Genomic DNA, 18,133 nt, shown 5'->3' with positions numbered 1-18,133 from the left:
AAAACTCTCCTGAAGTGGGCGGTTCTTCGCCACCGTTGGCCGGGTCGGCGCCCACTTCGACGGCCACCCACCGACCCCCGCTGGACGGCGTACAGAGCCGCACATGGACGGAGGCCGTGCAAGAGACCGACACGGAGCGGACGCCCAGGTTCCTGGTTAGAGGTTAACGCTATCTGCCCGCCCGCACAGAACCGGGCTCGTCTCCGGTGACAAACTACCCGGCCGGTTCGGCCACCCGGTCCAGGATCTCCGCGTCCCGCGCACAGGCCGCGAGTCGGCCGGGCCGCTCGGTGGCTATCCGCCGCAACCGGCGTTCCAGCTCCGCGGCTTGCCGGTCGACGGTCACGGCCCGTTCGGTCGCGGTGCGCACCACATGTGCCGAGAGTTCGGATTCGGCGTCGACCAGTGCGGTAGCGATCCGCTGCTCCAGTTGCGCCTTGACATCGACCAGGGCCTCGCCGGCCCATCGGGACAGATGGTTGCGCCGGCTCAGCTGGCCGCGCGCCCGGACCACCCAGGCCGCTGCACCGGCGCCCAGGGTCAATGCGATCGGCACACTGGCGACGTCCAGGGCGGGCACCAGCGACAGCGGTGCAACCGCCAGCCGGCCCAGGCCGACTCCGGCCGATGCGCCGATCACGATCATGACGTGATCTTCGACACCTCGCCGCCGCGGTTCCGGCCCGGGGCCGACATCCGGGGCCAGGGCCGGTCGATGCTCGGCGGCCGGGACCGACTCGAACCGGCGGTTCAGATCGGCCAGCCGCTGCCCGGTCATCAGGTCGAGTTCCCCGGTCAGCATGGTCACGGCCTGCTGCAGCCGGTCCGGATAGCCGGCCATCTCGGCGCGCCGCAGCTGGTCGATATCGGCGCGGGCGGCGGTGTTCAGCGCCCGGACCCGGACACCCGCCTCGCTCAGCAGATCCACCCGGGCCAGCTGCACCTGACTGCGCAATGCGGCCAGGGCGGTCGCCCGCCCGCCGTCCCGGTTCGCCAGCAGTACCGTGCGCTCGGCGCGCAACCGGTCGACTTCGGCATCGGAGCGCAGTTCGGCCATCTGTTCGGTGATCCGCTCCCGGGTCTCCGTGACCACCCGGGCCAGCACTGCGTCCCGGCTGCCCGTGACCGGCCCGCTGCCCACCGCAGCAGTCAGATCGGCCTGCAGGGCCGCCAGTCCGGAGCGGTCCAGGAGTACCGAATCGCCGGCGGCGCGTCCGGCCGCCGCCAGCCGGGCGGACACCGCGTGCAGGGTCACCCCGGCCAGGCCGCGCCCGTTCAGCAGTTCCTCGTTGCGGCGCCGGACCGCCGGCCAGTCCTGATGCGCGTGGATGCCGTTCATCGCGACCACGATCCGGTGCCCGTCGGAATACAGGCGTTCGAGCAGGTCGAGGATGTCGCGGCCGAGTACGCTGCCGGCGTCGCACACCACCAGGGCACAGCCCGGCACCGCGCCGGACTCCGGGTCCGACATCGGCAGCCGTGGTTCGAATCGGGCCAGCTCGGTCCGCAACAGGGTGGTGTTCACATCGTCCGGCGCGTACACCCGCACGATCCGTCGGGCCCCGCCACTGTCCAGTGCCCGCAGCAGTGCGCTGCCCTGCGGGTGCCAGCGTTGCACCACGGCGACGGCGTCCTCGGGTAGTTGTGCTGCGGGGTGCTCAGGTCGCGGCGCCGCAGGACCGGTGGCCGGGCCCCGATCCTGCGGCGCCGATTCAGAGTCCGGCACCGCTCATCCGCTCCCAGCAGCGAACATATCCGTGGTGCACGCGCAGCGCGGCGCGGCGGGCGGCGGGTGGCATATCGCTGGAGACCACTGCCCGCCATCGGGTCGCCCGGGACAGTGCCTCGTCCGCATCCGCCGGAGCGGCGCGCGGATAGCCGGCTGCGAGATGGGCGACTTCGGGGCAGGCCAGGCCGGCGAGCAGGCCGAGCCAGACCGCATCGTCACCGGCGAGGTAGTCGTCGAGCAGGGCAGTGGCGCGCCCGGCGGTGGGCTGGGCGCGCGCCGACAGCCGGGTCAGTTCGTCGAGCAGTTCACCACCGCGCCGGGCGCCGACCTGTTCGTAGCGGCGGTGCAGCAGTCCGTGCAGTGCATCGATACCGCTGGCCGCATGCAGGATCTGGACCAGCGCCGGACCGGTGAGGTCCGGGTCGTGACGCAGCGCCGTGACCGCGCAGTCGACGCCGTACAGGTCCCAGCGCTGCAGCGCCCGCTCCCGCTCCGGGAGCCGGTCGGGGCCGGTGAACAGATCGGCGGACAGGGTGGCCGAGGTGTCACCGGATGCCGCCACCGCCCGCAGCACGGTCAGATCGTCGTCGTCGAACCCGCCCGCCCGGGTCCGGGTGGCCAGCGAGGCCACCACGGGCAGCGTCACCAGGCCCAGCTCACGCCGGTACTGTTCGGCCGCGGCCACCGCCTCGCTCCAGCGTGCGCCCACCGCATCGGCCTTGTTCAGCACCAGGACGGTGCGCTCCGGCGCGAGTCCGGCCAGGATGCGGCGGTCGGCCGGTTGCGGTGGTCCGGCCAGGACGTAGACGACGATATCGCCGTCCAGCACCGGTTCCGGCTGGTCCGGCGCATCGACCGGCCCGGTCTCCACCGCCGACAGCAGGGCCAGCGCATGCAGCACTGCGCTGCGCCCGCTGCGCGCGCGTCCGGTGATCTGGATTCGCGGCGGCTGCCGCCAGCGCTGCACGGCGGCCGCCACTCGCGCTCCGATCGCCGGATCCGCATCGTTGCCGGATTGCAGCTCGCCGATCAACCGGTCCAGCCGGTCGAGTTCGTTCGGTGGAACCGATTCGGCGCCCCGCGGCATTTCGGTGGCTCTGGACACGCTGCGCACCCCCTTTCCGAGCGGCAATTCTGTCATGTCCGCCACTCGGGGGACATCGGTGTGGTCGACCCTTTGGTGCGTAATTCGCCGCGTGCTGGACAATGGAAGCGTGAACGACGCCGTCAACCACCCTGTCGAGTCGGTTCCGGGGCGGGCGTCCACAGCCCCGGCCCGCCCGAAACGCTCCGAAATACCGAACGAGGCGGGTCGCCGCTCGACCACCGGCTCCCGGCTGTATCCCCGCGTCACCAGCTTCCGCTCGCGGCGCGGTGCCCTCACGCCCAACCAGCAGGGCGCCTGGGAGCGGATGTGGCCGACGATCGGGCGGACGGTCGCGGACGAACCGCTGGACGCCGACGCCTGGTTCGGTCGCAGCGCGCCGCTGGTGATCGAGATCGGCTGCGGAACCGGCACCGCCACCGCGGCGATGGCGCAGGCCGAGCCGCACCTGAACCTGATCGGTATCGAGGTGTACCAGCCCGGGCTCGCGCAGCTGGTGCAGCGCATCGAGCGCGAGGAGATCGGCAATATCCGGCTGCTGCGCGGTGACGCCGTCGACGTGCTGGAGAACATGGTTGCTCCCGGGTCGCTGACCGGGGTTCGGGTGTTCTTTCCGGACCCGTGGCCCAAGGCTCGCCACCACAAGCGCCGCCTGCTGCAGCCGGAGACCGTCGCGCTGATCGCGAATCGCCTGCGGCCCGGCGGTGTGCTGCATGTCGCCACCGACCACGCCGACTATGCCGAGCACATCCTCGAGGTCGGCACCGCCGAACCGCTGCTGACCGGCCTGAACGAGGCCACCGGCGGGGTGTCCGCGGAGCACCGGGCGGACGCGCCGATCGGGTTCGAACGGCCCGTGACCAAATTCGAAGGCAAGGCACATCGCGCCGGAAGCGACATTGCCGAGCTCATATGGGGGAAGATCGAGGAATGAGCATCAGTGAGATCGCCCAAGAGGTGACCGATGTTGCCCAGGGGGTGCAGAGCCCCGGGGTGCGGCGCGTCCTGCTGGTCTGGGACGCCCCGAACCTGGATATGGGCCTGGGTGCGATCCTCGGCGGGCGTCCCACTGCCGCCTACCGGCCGCGTTTCGACGCGCTGGGCCGCTGGCTGCTGACCCGGACCGCGGAACTGTCCGCCGGCAGCCGGGACCGGGTGGAGCCGGAGGCCACGGTGTTCACCAATATCGCCCCGGGCACCGCCGATGTGGTCCGGCCGTGGGTGGAGGCGCTGCGCAACGTCGGTTTCGCGGTCTTCGCCAAGCCGAAGATCGACGACGACTCCGATGTCGACGCCGATATGCTCGATCACATCGAACTGCGCCGTTACAACGGCGGGCTGGCCGGAATCATGGTCGCGTCCGCCGACGGTCAGGCGTTCCGGGAACCGCTGGAGGACATCGCCGCCGGAGGAGTTCCGGTTCAGGTACTCGGCTTCCGTGAGCACGCGAGCTGGGCCGTCACATCCGATACCCTCGACTTCGTCGATCTCGAGGATATTCCGGGCGTGTTCCGGGAACCGCTGCCGCGGGTGAGCCTCGATTCGCTGCCCGACGAGGGCGCCTGGCTGCAGCCGTTCCGGCCGCTGTCGGCGCTGCTCACTTCTCGCTCAGCGCAAGGAGTCGCTTAGTGTTCACCCGCTGGGGCGATCTGGTCTACAAGTTCCGCTTCGCCGTCATCGGTATCGTCGGCGCTGCCATGCTGGCAATGGGCGGCTACGGGCTAGGTCTGGGGGAGCATCTCAGTCCCAGCGGGTGGGATGATCCGAACTCGGACTCGGCTCGTGCCGCGCAGATCTCGGATGCAAATTTCGGACGCGACCACATGAGTGATGTGGTGCTGCTGTTCAACGCGCCCGAGGGCAAGACCATCGATGATCCCGAGTTCAGTGCCACGGTAACGGAGTCGATCGACCGCATCGTCGCGGAGAATCCCGAAGTCACCGGGATCAATGTCGGCTACTGGCAGACGGCGGCCGGTCAGGGGCAGCTGAGCACCCCCGACAAAAAACACGCCTTCGTCAGCCTCGCGATCGAAGGCGACAACGACACCGAGATGCTCCGCAACTACCGGGCGGTGGCTGACGAATTCACCATCCCCGGGGTGGACATGGAGGTGGCGGGCCTGCAACCGGTGTCGGTCACACTCTTCGACACGATGGACCATGACATCAAGCGCATGGAGGTGATCGCTCTCCCGGCGGTCGCGGTCCTGCTGTTCTTGATCTTCGGTGGTGTCGTAGCGGCATCTTTGCCTTTGGTCGTAGGTGGGCTCACCGTCATTGCTGCGAACGGCATCGTGATGGCGCTGACAAACTTCGTAGAGGTGACCTCATTCGTCACCAGTGTGGTCTCGATGATCGGCCTCGGCTTGGCCATCGACTACGGCCTGTTCATCGTGAGCCGATTCCGCGAAGAGCTCGCCGAAGGCTATTCGACCGGTGCGGCGGTGCGTCGATCGGTTATGACCGCCGGCCGGACAGTCGTGTTCTCGGCCACCATGATCATCGCCAGCCTCGGCGGTATGCTGCTGTTCCCGCAAGGCTTCCTGAAGTCCGTCGCCTACGGCACGATCGCCACGGTCAGCCTGGCCGCGCTGCTATCGATCACCATTCTGCCCGCCATGCTCGGCGTGCTCGGGCCGCGGGTGGACATGCTCGGCATCAAACGGTTCCGCAAGACCAAGACGGCCGAGGAAATCGAGAACGGCTTCTGGGGCCGAACCACGCAGTGGGTGATGAAACACCCGTTGAAGATCGCTGTGCCGATCACCATCGGGCTGTTGCTGCTGATCATCCCGGTGCGCAATCTCGCTTTCGGCGGACTCAGTGAGACGTATCTGCCTCCGGACAATCCGACGCGATTGGCGCAGCAACACTTCGACGAACTGTTCCCGCAGCATCGGACCGATGCGGTCCAGTTGGTTTTCGTCTCGGACAACACCACCGCGGTGGGTGATACCTGGAAGCTGGCGAAGGAAGCCCCTGGTCTGGTCCAGGACTTCGGCATTCCGTCGGAATCGCCGAAGGACGGCACGGTGTTCCGGACTTCCGCCCCACTGGCGAATCCGGACGAGGCTGACGTCACGATTGACTACCTCCGGTCGATGGACATCCCGGACGACGTGGACATGTATGTCGGTGGAATGGCGGCGATCGAGAAGGACAGCGTTTCCGCGCTGCTGGACCGGCTGCCGCTGATGGTAGCCGTGGTGCTATTGGTGACCACGCTGCTGATGTTCCTCACCTTCGGCTCGCTGGTCCTGCCGATCAAGGCGGCCCTGATGAGCGCGCTCGGCCTGGGTTCCACCCTGGGCATTCTCACGCTGATCTTCATCGACGGTCACGGTTCCGGGCTGCTCAACTTCACCCCACAGCCGATCTCCTCGCCGGTGCTGGTGCTGATCATCGCGATCATCTACGGCCTGTCCACCGACTACGAGGTGTTCCTCCTCTCCCGCATGGTGGAGGCACGCAGCCGCGGTGCCAGTACGACCGAAGCCGTGCGGGCCGGAACCGCGCACACCGGCCGGATCATCACCGCCGCAGCCTTGATCCTGCTCGTGGTGACCGGTGCGTTCGCGTTCTCCGATCTGGTGATGATGCAGTACATCGCCTACGGCATGATCGCGGCACTGATCATCGACGCGACGATTCTGCGGATGCTGCTCGTCCCGGCCACCATGAAACTGCTCGGGGACGACTGCTGGTGGGCGCCCAAGTGGATGAAGCGGATCCAGGAGAAGATCGGCCTCGGCGAGCCGATCCTCGACGACGAGCGCCCGGACGGTGGTGATGTCGTCGACCTGGTGAAGACCACGCCGGTCACCGATCCGGTCACGATGAAGATGCCGGCAATGGCGGAAGGCAAGCTCGCTCGCAGCCCGCGCCGGCCGCGGACCGTCGAGGAGATCGAAGCCGAGGCGCCCACTCAGCATTTGGACAAGGTCACCGATACCGCGACCGACGAGTCGACGGCCCCGCCTCGGCCGCGGATGGTGCAGTCGCCGGATCCGACCCGGCCACGTGCCTCGATGCTGGAAAGCGGCACGCCGGATGTCGCAGACCCCGAATCCACGAACCCCGAATCCGCGGACCACGACCCCGTGTACCCGCCGCCGGGCCCGCCCGACCGGGAGCTGGATTCCGAGGCCACCCAGCTGCTGCCGGTGGTCACCCCGGACACGTCGCGTCCTGGTCCCGGCACCGGGCTCACGTCCGGCGATTCCGGCGAATCGCGAGACCGGTCAGTGCCGCCTCGCCTTCCGGAACCGAAGCCGGACGGCGACGATCCCGGTGTCACCGATCGGGTCGGTTCGGATTCGGCGATGGCGACGCTGCTCGCCGAGACCATGGTGGACATCCCGGCTGTCTCCGTACCCGGAAGGCCGGCGGTCTCGACCGAGCCGGCCGAACGGCCGGAGGAGCCGGGGGACGGCACCGCGGATTCCGGCCTCTCGCTGCCGGATCTGCCCGGCGTGGACGCGCCGGTGACGGCGGATCATCCGGCGGCCACCGAGGTTTCGCCGGAGAACAGTGCGGTTGCGCCGGATCGTTTGTCCGATGCAGAGCCGGTGCCGGAGCCGCACACCCGATCGGAGGAGCCGGACCTGCCCAGAACCGGTGTGGTGTCGGCGCCGGCCGATCCGCTCGCCACGGAAGCTCCGCCGGCGAGCGGTGCGGCTGCGCCGCCGCGATTGTTCGGTGCCGAATCGGTATCGGGCCCGCGCGCCGGCTCGGAGAATCCGGGTGCGGTCGCGGCCGAACGGGGTACCGCTACGCCCGAACCGAACCCGGACGGCCGAATGAACGGCTCGGCTTCGCCGGTCGACTGGCCGGCACTGGATTCCCGCCCGGACATCGAGCCGCGCGGCGCCGGGGATCTCACCCGTGGCGACCGAACCACCCCGGATACGCCGTCGAACCACACCGAGTCCGGCACGTTGCCGACGCCCGACTCGCAGCCGGGCATCGACCCGCAGTCGGGCTTCGGCTCCGAGGCCGGATCCGCGGCACCGGGAACGGCAGACCCCGCTGCCGCCGGAGCATTCGGCGCATCGCTGTCGGATCCCTCCGGCACGCAGACCTCGGATCGGTACAGCTCGGCCCCGGCTCCGGGCGCCGAGCCCGGACCGTCGGACGTGTCGTCGCCGGCACCGAACGAGACCCGAGCCCCCGCATCGGACGTCGGCCCGGTGTCGGAAGGTGGCCACCGGGACGCGATCGGTGAAGGACCGGCAGCCGGGTTCACCCCTGCTCCGCAAGAGGCCCCGCCCGGGTTCACCCCGATTCCCACACCGGCCCGTTCCCCGGAACCGGCGCCTTCGGATCACACCCCGGCCGAACCTGCCGGCAGCCGTTCCGATGAATCCGCCGCCGACCACCGCAGCAGCATCGAGAACTGGATGGCCGAACTCCGCTCCGCCCGCCGCAATGTCACCCGCGCCGACGAGAACCGCCACCACGGCGCCGAGGGCCGCACGGTCAGCGTGAACGAACTGCTGCGCCGCAACGAATCCGAGGAGGATCGGTAGGCCGCAGGGGTGCGCCGCACTCCGCGGCCCATCCGGCCCTCAGGCGAGCAGTTCCTCTGCGCTGTCGACCTCGACGGTCAGGCGCAGCCATTTCAGGAGCTGATCGGAGTCGGTGCATCCGAGGATCCGGTCGCGGACCTCGCCGGTTACGCCGATGCCGCGCGCGTCGAGGATGGTGAGGATCGACTTGGCCTCCCCCTCAGCGAGCCCACGTGCCTCTCCCTTGGCGAGTCCACGTGCTTCACCTTCGGCGATGTATTTCCGTGCGAAGTCGCTGCGGAACTCGTAGTTGCGGATGCTGGTGGTCATGAATGCCTCCCATTCGGGGCGGACGGAGGTGGGTAGCAGGACGAGTGCTGTGCAGCTCCGGTGGTGGCGCGTCGTTCCTCGGCATATGTCGCGCAATGCCGCGACGGTACTAGAATGTGACGTGTGACCGCAGCCCACAACTACGAGGATCTGCATGAGCTCGTCGACCGCCTGAGCCCGGATCAGGCAGATGAGCTCCGTCGGCATGCACTGCGCCTGGTCGGAGGCCAGGAACGCCGCCGGTTCCGCGTATTGCGGCCGATCGACGGCCCGGCAACAGATCTCGGTGCGCGTGCTCGTTCGGTCATTCGTGACGATATCGACCGCGATGCTGATCGTTGATACCGGTCCCCTGCTCGCCTATCTGAACCGAAACGACCCGGACCACCCGTACTGTGTCGAACTCATCGAGTCACGCACAGACGCACTGCTGGTCACGCCCTATGTCGTGACCGAAGCTTGCTACCTGCTCCAGCGTCGGGTAAGCGCGGACGCCGAGGTCATGTTGATCGAAGCAATCGCAGCCGGAGATCTCGACCAGGTGGCAATCGACGTTGCGGATCTGAATCGGATGGGCGAGCTGATGCGGCAGTACGCAGGATCCCGCTGGGAGTCGCGGATGCGTCGGTTGTCGCTGTCGCCGAACGGCTCGAGTTGCAAGAGGTTGCCACGTTGGATGTGCGGCATTTCCGCGCAGTGCGTCCCAGGCACACCTCGGCATTCACGCTACTGCCGTGAGTTCGTAGCCGGGCATAGCGCGAGCAAGCCGACCCGGCCTGGCAGGCGGCCGCACTTGCGGCCCGAATGCAGGCAGCGTGCGCTCCGATAGACCGGTCGGCTGCGGCCCCGGCTGCGGTGTGGCCCCGGATCCAGGCCGATACGGTGAGTGAATACCGCCCGACGACCTCGGCAAGCGCATAGCGGCGACGCAGTTCTGTCGGTGCCGGCGGTGGCTACTCGTCGAACGGGGCCAGCTTCATCAGGGTGAGGAATCCGGTGCGGACCAGCCAGCGGGTGCGGCTGTCCGGGGCCGCGGCGGACTCGGCGGCGAACGCGGCGGTCAGGGTTTGCTTGCAGTTGTGGCGGGGGTGGCGGTCGAGTAGTTCGGCGACCCAGTTCGGGTCGAGGTCGGCCAGTCGGGCGCCGATGACGTCTACGCATGCTCCGGCGGAAACGAAACCGCCTGGGTCGGACAAGTTCTCGGCGACTCCTGGAGTGATGTGGGCGGCGATTGCGGCACCGATGGTTTCCGCTTGTTGCGGGGTGGCGCCGTTGTGCAGGGTGAAATCGGTGGCGAACTCCCCGCCGCGTACGGCGAAACACTGTCCGGCGACAGGGTTTTCCAGCTCCATATCGTGTAAAAGGCAGGAGACGTAGGCGATTTCGTCATCGTATTCGGCGCCGTCCAGTGCGGCCAGGGCGCGGCCGAAGAAATAGGTCCGGAAGGAATGCTCGAGGACGGCGTCGGAAAGTGCACCGCGGGCAGCGTCCTCGGCGCTCTTCGCCAACGAGGTGTCGGGCAGGCGGACCCCGGCGAAGGGGAAACCGCCGGTGCCGCGCCGGCCCAGGGCGAGCCGGATCCGGTCCGGGGCGAATGTCGCCATCATCCGGCCGAGCTCGGGCACGAGGGCGGCGCGCTGCCGGGTGCTGAGCCGGCCGGTGGTCTCGAAGGCCCACGTCCGGTCCAGCCCCGCGGGTGCCCGGTGCTCGGGCCCGGCTGCCGGTGCCTGGGTGCGGTCCGGATGTGCGTTCATCGTGGGCTCCTTCGGGGTTCTTCGGGTGTGCGGTCGAGTCTGTTGCCTGCGGGCCGGTCCCGACCAGTGGCATGTATGCCGACTTTGCGCGGATTCATGCCAGAATCGGTGTGTGAAGAAGGTGGTGGCACTCGCGCTGGACGGCGTGATGACCTACGACCTGACCTGTGCGGTCCAGGCCTTCCGGCACGCACCCGGGCACACCGGGGAACCGGGCGGATTCGAGATGATCACCTGCGGGATCGCGCCGGGGACGGTGTGGACTCCGAACGGTTTCGGCCTGCAGGTCGAGCACGGCCTGTCCGCGCTCGACGATGCCGATCTGGTGGTGGTGCCCGGGGTCGGCGTGCCGACCTGGCCGGTGCCCGATGCCGTTGCCGCCGCCTTGCGGGCGGCAGCCGAGCGCGGGGCGACGATGGTGAGCATCTGCGTGGGCGCCTTCGTGCTGGCGCAGGCGGGACTGCTCGACGGGCGCCCGGCCACCACGCACTGGGCCTACTGCGCGGACTTCGCCCGGATGTTTCCTGCGGTGCGGCTGGATCCGGCCGCGCTGTACATCGACGACGGCGACGTGCTGACCTCGGCGGGACTCTCCGCGGGACTCGACCTGTGCCTGCACATCGTGCGCCGGGAGCTGGGCGCCGCCGCAGCGGCCGAGCTGGCCCGCTGGAATGTGGTGCCGCCGCATCGGGAAGGGGGCCAGGCGCAATACATTCCATCGGCTGCGCCGGCCTTCGGGCGGGCTCGTGGCCTGGCGGCGACCCTGGCCTGGGCGGTGGCGAATCCACAGACGGCCGACGGAGTTCCGGCGCTGGCCCGGCACGCTGCGATGAGCGAACGCACTTTCATCCGCCGGTTCAAGGCCGAGGTCGGCACCACACCGGGCGCCTGGCTGGATGCGCAGCGGGTGAACCGGGCACGTGAGCTCCTGGAGACGACCGACCTTCCGGTCGAGACGCTCGCCGCGAAGGCCGGGTTCGGCAGTGTCACGGCGCTGCGCGCCCGAATCCGGGAGGTGACCGGCCTGACCCCGGCGGCGTATCGGCGGCGACTACGGCACTGAACGCGTTCGGCGCGGTTGAAACCGTGGCCCGGCACTTCGTCGTCGCGTGGTGTCACGCGGTCCGGTCGGGCTCGGTTTTCGTACCGCCGATCAGCGGTACTGCTGGTTCCGGTGACCAGGCGTCTGCGCCGGCCGTTATGACCTCGGCGGAACCCGTGCGTCGTGCCCCGCAGCAGCGCAGACTTCCCTTATCCTGCCAGCAGATCGAAGGTTCGATCCTGCATGTGGCCGGCGACCGGACTGCTCTGTTTCGTCTTCCGGTGGACGCGTTGCCGCCGCGCCGCGACCGACATCGAGAGGTGGTTGGCGATGACCGATCTGGCGACCGGGATCCGCTTCGGAACCGAAGATGTGATGGACGTCGGCAGCACGCCGCTGCAGCGGGTGGCCGGACGGTTGCAGCGGGTGCTGCCCCCGGGCTGGCATGTCGACGTGGTCGACATGCCGAGCGGGGTGTGCAGTGCTTCGGAACCGGTGCTTCGGGTCCGGATGCCGCAGGGCTAGCCGGTCCAGCCCAGCGGCATCAGCAGTGACTTCTGTTCGCAGAAGGAGTCCAGGCCCTCGGGGCCGTTCTCCCGGCCGAGGCCGGAGTTCTTGTACCCGCCGAAGGGTGACGTCGGGTCGAAGGCGTACCAGTTGATCGCGTAGGTGCCGGTGCGTACCCGGGCCGCGAGGTCGGCGCCGTGCTCGATATCGGCGGTCCACACCGAACCGGCGAGGCCGTACTGTGAGTCGTTGGCGAGCGTGACCGCCTCGTCCTCGTCGGTGTAGGGGATCACCGACAGGACCGGCCCGAAGATCTCTTCCTGGGCGATGGTGCTCGCGTTGTCGACATCGGCGAAGATCGTCGGCTCCAGGAAGAAGCCACGATCCAGGTCGGCGGGCCGGCCGCCGTCGAGCACTGGGCGCGCCCCCTCGGCCTTGCCTTTGGCGATGTAACCCTCCACCCGGTCGCGCTGCGCCGCCGAGATCAGCGGGCCCAGCTGGACCGCCGGATCGGTCGGATCGCCGGTCTTCATGGTCTGAACGTGTGCGACGAGGGCGTCGAGAACCTCCGCGTAGCGGCTGCGCGGCGCCAGGATGCGGGTCTGCGCCGCGCAACCCTGGCCGGAGTTCATCAGGCCGGAGAACGCCAGCGTCGGAACCGCGGTGGCCAGGTCGACATCGTCGAGCAGAATCGCGGCGGACTTGCCGCCCAGTTCCAGGGAAACGCTCTTGAGCTGCTCGGTGGCCAGGGCGCCGAGTTTGCGGCCGACCGGGGTGCTGCCGGTGAAGGTGAGCTTGTCGACGCCGGGATGGCCGACGAGGTATTCGCCGGGTCCGGGGGCGGCCGGCAGGATCGAGAGCACGCCGTCCGGCAGTCCGGCTTCGACGCTGATGTCGGCGAGCAGGTTGGTGGTCAGCGGGGTCAGCGGGGCCGGTTTGAGGACGACGGTGCAGCCCGCCAGCAGTGCCGGGGCCAGCTTGTTGACCGCCAGGAAGAGGGGGACGTTCCAGGCGGTGATGGCGGCGACCACGCCGCGTGGCTCGCGGGAGACCCGGGTGATGCCGAACGGTCCGGTGCGGTCCGCCCGCCAGGGGAAGGTCTCGGCCAGGGCGGCGGTGGTGTCCAGGGCCGCCACGGCCGGGATCTGGTTGAGCGTCATGGCGGCCATTTGCGGGGCACCCATCTCCGCGGTGAGGGTGCTCAGCAACTCCGCGGAACGCTCCTCGATCAGCCGGGCCATCCGGGTGAGCACCCGGGCGCGCTCCGCCGGTGGGGTCTGCGGCCAGGGTCCGGTGTCGAAGGCGGCCCGGGCGGCGGCGACGGCCGCATCGACGTCGGCTTCGGTGACAACGGGCACGCTGCCCACGGTTTCCTCGGTGGCCGGGGAGACCACCGAAAGGCGGTCGCTACCGGCCGGGGCGGTCCATTTTCCGCCGATGAACAGGCTGTCGTAGTGCATGAGAACACGTTACAGTTTTCTGCCCGGGTTGTCTGCAACATGTTCTAGTTCAAGCCGGTGGCAACGTCGTGACCGGCATAGATTCCGACTCGTCGGTTCGTTTCCAAGGTAAACGCACTATTGCGTTTCGGTGTCGAAAAGAGGATGCTTTAGCTACTGATCAGCTCGCTCGTTCATCGAACCGTTACCGCGATTGGGGAGACCGAGTCATGGCGGTGCAAGTGATCGGCCGGTCATTGATGACCAGTGACCAGACCGACCATCAGGCAAAGAGTGTGGGCAGTGGCGGATGGGTGGTGTCGTTCCTGCCGGGACGGACCCTCACCACGGAGCAGGCAGCGGCCGCCATCCAGGCCGCAGAGGCGGTGGCAACCGTGCGCGCACTCGCCGATCAAGTCGGGCTGACGACGCTGGAAGCCGTCGGCCTGGCCATCCAGGAATCGCCATGGGACCGCGTCGTCCAGGGCAGTGAATCACGTTGGGCGCCGAGGCTGAGCTGGTTGGGCTGATTACTTCTCGGCCACCACGACCAGGTTGCTGACCAGGAATTCACGCACGATCGGAATCCGCACCAGCCACCATGCCCAGCGGGGATGGTAGCGCGGGAAAACGGCCCGGACCGTAGCCGAGGTGGAATCCGCCCAGCGCAGACCGTCCGCAGCGCGGACCGCGAACAGGGACCGGCCGAATCGGTTCTTGGGTTCGTGGCCGTGTTTGCGGCGGTAGCGCCGGGCGGCGAACTCGCCACCGAGGTAGTGCCACAGTCCGGTCTCGTGCCCGCCGAACGGGCCGTGCCACACCGTGTAGGACAACACGATGAGCCCGCCCGGCCGGGTGACCCGCACCATCTCCTCGGCCATCACCCACGGCTGTGCGACGTGCTCGGCGACATTCGAGGACAGGCATATGTCGAATGCGTCGTCGCGGAACGGCAGCGCCATACCGGAGCCGCGTACCGACCCCGGCAGCCGGAGCCCGGCCGCATGCATTTCGGACGGGTCCGGCTCCACCGGCACGTAGCGGGCTCCGGCGCGGTCGAATTCGGCGGCGAAGTAGCCGGGGCCGCCCCCGACATCCAGCACCGTGGTGCCGGCCAGCGCGGCGCCGGTCAGGTCGGCATAGCAGTCCTCGATCAGCTGCATGGTGTCGGTCGCGATGCCGCCGTAGAAGCGGGCCGGGTCGGTCTGCTCGAACCGGAAGCTGCTCAGCAGGCGCAGCGAACGGCGCAGCGTCGCCCGGCGCGCGAATCGCGGGGAGGACCGGGTACTGCCCCGTGTCCTGGTGCTTCGGGCGGGTGCGGCGGCTGCGCGGTCCGAGAAGGCGGCTGATGGCACGCGCTCGAGTCTCCCATGCGGGTTGCACCCCCTGGTCGGGGTGCTCGGCGCTAGGGTGGGCCGGAACAATCCCGGGAACCGACGAGAGAAGCTCCACCGTGCATGAAGTCCTCCTGCTCTGCTGGCGAGACAGTGGGCACCCGCAGGGCGGGGGCAGCGAACGTTATCTGGAACAGGTCGGCGCGGAGCTGGCCGCGCGCGGGATCCGGGTGACCCTGCGGACCGCCCGGTATCCGGGCGCCGCGCGGCGGGAGCGGATCGACGGGATCGAGATCAGCCGCGGCGGCGGCCGCTTCACCGTGTACCCGCGGGCCCTGGCGGCGCTGCTGTTCGGGCGGCTCGGGCTGGGTCCGCTGCGCGGGGTGCGGCCCGATGCGGTCATCGACACCCAGAACGGCATCCCGTTCTTCGCGGCGCTCACCGGGGTTCCCTCGGTGGTGCTGGTGCACCACTGCCACCGGGAACAGTGGCCGGTGGCCGGCCGGCTGGTGGGCCGGATCGGCTGGTGGATCGAATCCCGGCTGTCGCCGCGGGTACACCGGCACAACCAGTACCTCACCGTTTCGCTGCCTTCGGCGGAGGAGTTGGCGGCGCTCGGTGTCGGCCGCGACCGGATCGCGGTGGTCCGCAACGGTGCCGAGCCGGTGCCGACCGGACTGCCCGCAGGATCCACCGCCACCCGGGCCGGCGAGCCGCGGGTCGCGGTGCTGTCCCGGTTGGTGCCGCACAAGCAGATCGAGGATGCGCTGACGGCAGTCGCGGCGTTGCGCGAGCAGTTCCCGGCGATCGGGCTCGATGTGATCGGCGACGGCTGGTGGGCGCCGAATCTGCGCGCCCACGCCGACCGGCTCGGAATCGCCGAGGCGGTCACCTTTCACGGTCACGTCGACGAACACCGCAAGCACGAGCTGCTCGCCCGGGCCTGGGTACATGTCATGCCCTCCCGTAAGGAGGGCTGGGGGCTGGCCGTCATCGAGGCCGCCCAGCACGGCGTGCCCACCATCGGCTATCGCAGCTCCCGCGGCCTCACCGACTCGATCGTCGACGGCGTCACCGGCCTGCTGGTCGACGATGTCACCGGGCTGACCGCCGCCACCGCCGAACTGCTCGCCGATCCCGAGACCCGTACCGTGCTCGGCGAGAAGGCCCGCGCCCGCGCCCGGGAGTTCTCCTGGGAACAGACCGGTGCCGGGGTGCACGAGGTGCTCGCGGCCGCCGCGCAGGGGGAGTTCGTCGCCGGGTTGGTGACGCCGGGCGGGGATTGATGCCCGCCCGGAAGCCGGGTCGGGCATCGGCCCGGCAGCCGGGCGCCGGAGTTCGCCGCCCCGTCGCCGGAAGCCGGTTCCCGCCGCGGTTCCTACGATGCTCGGGCGTGGCAGACCGGCGACGGTGGGTGCGAGCCGGTATCGCCGGATATTGCGCCGTGCTCGCGGTGGTGATCCTGGGGCCGCTGCTCGGTTCGGGGTATCTGCTGCTGCGAGATGCGGTGAGCACGCCGCGCTCGTATCTCACCGACACTGCTCTCGGATTGGGGGACGCCGCGCCCCGGGCGGTGCCGCAGGATGCGTTGCTGGCGTTGCTGTCCGCGGTGGCCGACGGTGGGAATCTGGTGAAGGCGATCCTGCTGGTGGCCCTGTGGGCGGCCGGTTACGGCGCCGCGGTGTTGGCTCGCGAACTGCTCCGGGCGCCGCCGGCCGCGCAGTTGGTGGCCGCCACGGTGGCGGTGTGGAATCCGTATGTCGCCGAACGGTTGTTGCAGGGGCACTGGAGTCTGCTCACCGGGTATGCCGCATTGCCCTGGGTCGCCCTGGCGGCGCACCGGATTCGCAGTCGTAGCGCCGAGCGGGTCCCGATGGCGGAATGGGGTGCGCTCGGTGCCGGTTTCGCTGCGGCAGGCCTCACCCCTACCGGCGCCCTGCTGGCGGGCATCGTCGGCTTGCTGCTGGTCGGGTGGCGTGCCCTCGCGCCAGCCGCGCTGCTGTGGCTCGCCGCGTCGGCGCCCTGGCTGGTCGCGACCGCAGTGTCCGGGGCCGGGGCGGGGCCTTCTGATCCGGCCGGGGTCGCGGCCTTCGCAGCACGTGCCGAACCCGGCCTGGGGACGCTGGGCAGTGTCGCGGGTCTCGGCGGGATCTGGAATGCGAATGCGGTACCGGTGACCCGGACCACTCTGTTGGCGCTGGTCGGCACGGTCCTGCTGCTGGGCATCGTGTTGCTGGGGGTGCGCAGTGTCTGGCGCGATCTGCCCGGTGCGGTGCCGGCGCCGGAGACCCGCCGGACCCGCCGGGTGCTGGTGCTGATCGCGCTCGTCGCGGTCGCCGGGCCGGCGCTGGGTGCGACCGGCACCGGGACGGCGCTGGGTGAATGGCTGATGACCCGGGTATCGGGGGCCGGTTTGCTGCGCGATACGCAGAAGTACGTGGCGCTGGCCGTTCCGGCATATGCGCTGTGCGCTGCGGCGGCCTGCCGGGTGGCGGGCCGGATGCTGCGGCGGGCCTTCGGTTCCGCAGACAGTGCTCCCGGGAGCGGATCCGGATCGGTCCGGGTGGCCGCCGGGATCGCAATGGCGCTGCTGGTGCTGCCGATGCCGGATCTGGCGTGGGGTGTCGGCGGGGTACTGCGGCCGGTGCACTATCCGGCCGGATGGGCGCGGGTGGTGGCCGAGCTGGATGCGCCGGGTGACGTGGCGGTGCTGCCCGGCGGAATGTTCCGGGTGTTCGATTTCGCCGGGCCGGAGCCGGTGCTCGATCCGGCGCCGCGGATCCTGCCCCGGGGCGTGCTGCAGACCGGGGAGCTCCCGGTGCGCGGGCACACCGTCGCCGGTGAGGGCAACCGGGCGGCAGCGGTGGAGGAAGTGCTGCTCGCGGGCGGGTCGGTTACTGCGCTGACCGATCTGGGCGTTGTCTGGGTGCTCGTCGAGCACGGCACGCCCGGTCCGCTGGGAGAGTCGGCGGACACGCTGGCCCGGTTGGACCGGGTATACCGCGACGCCGATCTGTCGCTGTATCGGGTACCGGGCGCCGCGGCGCGGCCGCCGGCGGAATATCGGGCGCTGTCGGGCGTCGCCCACCTGCTGTGGGCCACGCTGCTGGGGGCAGGACTGTTGGCGGCGGTCACCCGTGACCGCCGAGTACATCCACTATGAAACATTCCATTGTCAAATAATGTCTCGGTTGATATGTTACGCCAGTCACAGTAACCGGCGCCGACTTCTGTGATGTTTCCTCTCCGGCTCGGCCGGCCCGAGAGGTCGAAATCGTTGCACAGAAGGAGATTTTCCATGGGTTCGCTGAGTGACCTGATCACGGCGGTGCTTCCCGCACTCGGTTCGGCGATCGCAGGCGATGGCCTGCTCGATGTGTTCC

At 69.5% G+C, this 18,133-nt stretch carries 16 protein-coding genes; 10 read left to right on the top strand and 6 right to left on the bottom strand.

Features of this window, described 5'->3' with window-relative positions:
- Nucleotides 1-214: 214 nt before the first annotated feature.
- Nucleotides 215-1,726: a hypothetical protein gene (locus tag AC1HFH_RS00460; RefSeq protein WP_480245443.1), complete on the bottom strand. Its 1,512-nt coding sequence runs from the start codon at nucleotides 1,724-1,726 to the stop codon at nucleotides 215-217.
- Entirely contained in the window at nucleotides 1,713-2,834 is a 1,122-nt protein-coding gene (locus tag AC1HFH_RS00455; RefSeq protein WP_480245442.1) for a hypothetical protein, read from the bottom strand. Before AC1HFH_RS00455 ends, AC1HFH_RS00460 begins: the two co-directional genes overlap by 14 nt.
- Before the next feature lie 91 nt (nucleotides 2,835-2,925).
- On the opposite strand from AC1HFH_RS00455, the gene trmB reads away from it, so the two are divergent.
- The 3 genes from trmB to AC1HFH_RS00440 are packed head-to-tail and all read left to right on the top strand — an operon-like array spanning nucleotide 2,926 to nucleotide 8,365.
- Nucleotides 2,926-3,768, top strand: a complete 843-nt coding sequence (gene trmB, locus AC1HFH_RS00450) for a tRNA (guanosine(46)-N7)-methyltransferase TrmB (protein ID WP_480245441.1) — start codon at nucleotides 2,926-2,928, stop codon at nucleotides 3,766-3,768.
- Complete coding sequence (locus AC1HFH_RS00445) at nucleotides 3,765-4,463, top strand: NYN domain-containing protein (RefSeq protein ID WP_480245440.1); 699 nt, start codon at nucleotides 3,765-3,767, stop codon at nucleotides 4,461-4,463. The genes trmB and AC1HFH_RS00445 overlap by 4 nt, the downstream gene beginning before the upstream one ends.
- Complete coding sequence (locus AC1HFH_RS00440) at nucleotides 4,463-8,365, top strand: MMPL family transporter (protein WP_480245439.1); 3,903 nt, start codon at nucleotides 4,463-4,465, stop codon at nucleotides 8,363-8,365. Before AC1HFH_RS00445 ends, AC1HFH_RS00440 begins: the two co-directional genes overlap by 1 nt.
- A gap of 39 nt (nucleotides 8,366-8,404) precedes the next feature.
- On the opposite strand, the gene AC1HFH_RS00435 is transcribed toward AC1HFH_RS00440, so the two are convergent.
- Complete coding sequence (locus AC1HFH_RS00435) at nucleotides 8,405-8,674, bottom strand: hypothetical protein (protein ID WP_480245438.1); 270 nt, start codon at nucleotides 8,672-8,674, stop codon at nucleotides 8,405-8,407.
- A 123-nt stretch (nucleotides 8,675-8,797) separates the two neighbouring features.
- Between AC1HFH_RS00435 and AC1HFH_RS00430 the strand changes: the two genes are divergently transcribed.
- Nucleotides 8,798-9,016 carry a hypothetical protein gene (locus tag AC1HFH_RS00430; RefSeq protein ID WP_480245437.1) on the top strand — a complete coding sequence of 73 codons (219 nt, stop codon included), beginning with the start codon at nucleotides 8,798-8,800 and terminating at the stop codon, nucleotides 9,014-9,016.
- Nucleotides 9,003-9,503 (top strand): type II toxin-antitoxin system VapC family toxin, encoded by a 501-nt coding sequence (locus tag AC1HFH_RS00425; RefSeq protein ID WP_480245436.1) that lies wholly within the window; start codon nucleotides 9,003-9,005, stop codon nucleotides 9,501-9,503. The genes AC1HFH_RS00430 and AC1HFH_RS00425 overlap by 14 nt, the downstream gene beginning before the upstream one ends.
- A gap of 124 nt (nucleotides 9,504-9,627) precedes the next feature.
- Here the strand turns inward: AC1HFH_RS00425 and AC1HFH_RS00420 are convergent, their stop codons facing one another.
- A complete protein-coding gene (locus AC1HFH_RS00420; protein ID WP_480245435.1) occupies nucleotides 9,628-10,428 on the bottom strand; it encodes an HD domain-containing protein in 801 nt (266 codons plus the stop codon).
- A gap of 148 nt (nucleotides 10,429-10,576) precedes the next feature.
- Between AC1HFH_RS00420 and AC1HFH_RS00415 the strand changes: the two genes are divergently transcribed.
- Entirely contained in the window at nucleotides 10,577-11,491 is a 915-nt protein-coding gene (locus tag AC1HFH_RS00415; protein ID WP_480247989.1) for a GlxA family transcriptional regulator, read from the top strand.
- Nucleotides 11,492-11,800: 309 nt separating this feature from the next.
- Entirely contained in the window at nucleotides 11,801-11,995 is a 195-nt protein-coding gene (locus tag AC1HFH_RS00410) for a hypothetical protein (RefSeq protein ID WP_480245434.1), read from the top strand.
- Here the strand turns inward: AC1HFH_RS00410 and AC1HFH_RS00405 are convergent.
- Nucleotides 11,992-13,437, bottom strand: coding sequence for an aldehyde dehydrogenase (locus AC1HFH_RS00405; RefSeq protein WP_480245433.1), 1,446 nt, complete (start codon nucleotides 13,435-13,437; stop codon nucleotides 11,992-11,994). The two genes, AC1HFH_RS00410 and AC1HFH_RS00405, sit on opposite strands and share 4 nt — an antisense overlap.
- Before the next feature lie 209 nt (nucleotides 13,438-13,646).
- Between AC1HFH_RS00405 and AC1HFH_RS00400 the strand changes: the two genes are divergently transcribed.
- Entirely contained in the window at nucleotides 13,647-13,946 is a 300-nt protein-coding gene (locus AC1HFH_RS00400) for a hypothetical protein (protein ID WP_480245432.1), read from the top strand.
- Here the strand turns inward: AC1HFH_RS00400 and AC1HFH_RS00395 are convergent, their stop codons facing one another.
- A complete protein-coding gene (locus AC1HFH_RS00395) occupies nucleotides 13,947-14,666 on the bottom strand; it encodes a class I SAM-dependent methyltransferase (RefSeq protein ID WP_480247988.1) in 720 nt (239 codons plus the stop codon).
- A 203-nt stretch (nucleotides 14,667-14,869) separates the two neighbouring features.
- Here AC1HFH_RS00395 and AC1HFH_RS00390 point away from each other — a divergent pair, with 203 nt between their 5' ends.
- Together AC1HFH_RS00390 and AC1HFH_RS00385 are read left to right on the top strand one after the other, a co-directional pair.
- Nucleotides 14,870-16,036 carry a glycosyltransferase family 4 protein gene (locus AC1HFH_RS00390; protein ID WP_480245431.1) on the top strand — a complete coding sequence of 389 codons (1,167 nt, stop codon included), beginning with the start codon at nucleotides 14,870-14,872 and terminating at the stop codon, nucleotides 16,034-16,036.
- Between the two features lie 107 nt (nucleotides 16,037-16,143).
- The gene (locus tag AC1HFH_RS00385; protein WP_480245430.1) at nucleotides 16,144-17,913 is read left to right on the top strand and encodes an MmpA family trehalose lipid delivery protein; all 1,770 of its coding nucleotides are present in this window, start codon (nucleotides 16,144-16,146) and stop codon (nucleotides 17,911-17,913) included.
- The last annotated feature ends 220 nt before the right edge of the window (nucleotides 17,914-18,133 follow it).

The sequence above is a fragment of the Nocardia sp. KT25-26 genome (assembly GCF_056627695.1).
Note: the sequence above shows the minus strand (reverse complement) of the source record. Positions and strands in the feature narration are given on the sequence as shown.

What these genes read in the sequence shown, in the direction of transcription:
- AC1HFH_RS00410 (WP_480245434.1), top strand. Translation starts at nt 11,801, where the DNA reads ATGACCGATCTGGCGACCGGGATCCGCTTCGGAACCGAAGATGTGATG.
- AC1HFH_RS00415 (WP_480247989.1), top strand. Translation starts at nt 10,577, where the DNA reads ATGACCTACGACCTGACCTGTGCGGTCCAGGCCTTCCGGCACGCACCC.
- AC1HFH_RS00435 (WP_480245438.1), bottom strand. Translation starts at nt 8,674, where the DNA reads ATGACCACCAGCATCCGCAACTACGAGTTCCGCAGCGACTTCGCACGG.
- AC1HFH_RS00420 (WP_480245435.1), bottom strand. Translation starts at nt 10,428, where the DNA reads ATGAACGCACATCCGGACCGCACCCAGGCACCGGCAGCCGGGCCCGAG.
- AC1HFH_RS00405 (WP_480245433.1), bottom strand. Translation starts at nt 13,437, where the DNA reads ATGCACTACGACAGCCTGTTCATCGGCGGAAAATGGACCGCCCCGGCC.
- AC1HFH_RS00425 (WP_480245436.1), top strand. Translation starts at nt 9,003, where the DNA reads ATGCTGATCGTTGATACCGGTCCCCTGCTCGCCTATCTGAACCGAAAC.
- AC1HFH_RS00445 (WP_480245440.1), top strand. Translation starts at nt 3,765, where the DNA reads ATGAGCATCAGTGAGATCGCCCAAGAGGTGACCGATGTTGCCCAGGGG.
- AC1HFH_RS00400 (WP_480245432.1), top strand. Translation starts at nt 13,647, where the DNA reads ATGGCGGTGCAAGTGATCGGCCGGTCATTGATGACCAGTGACCAGACC.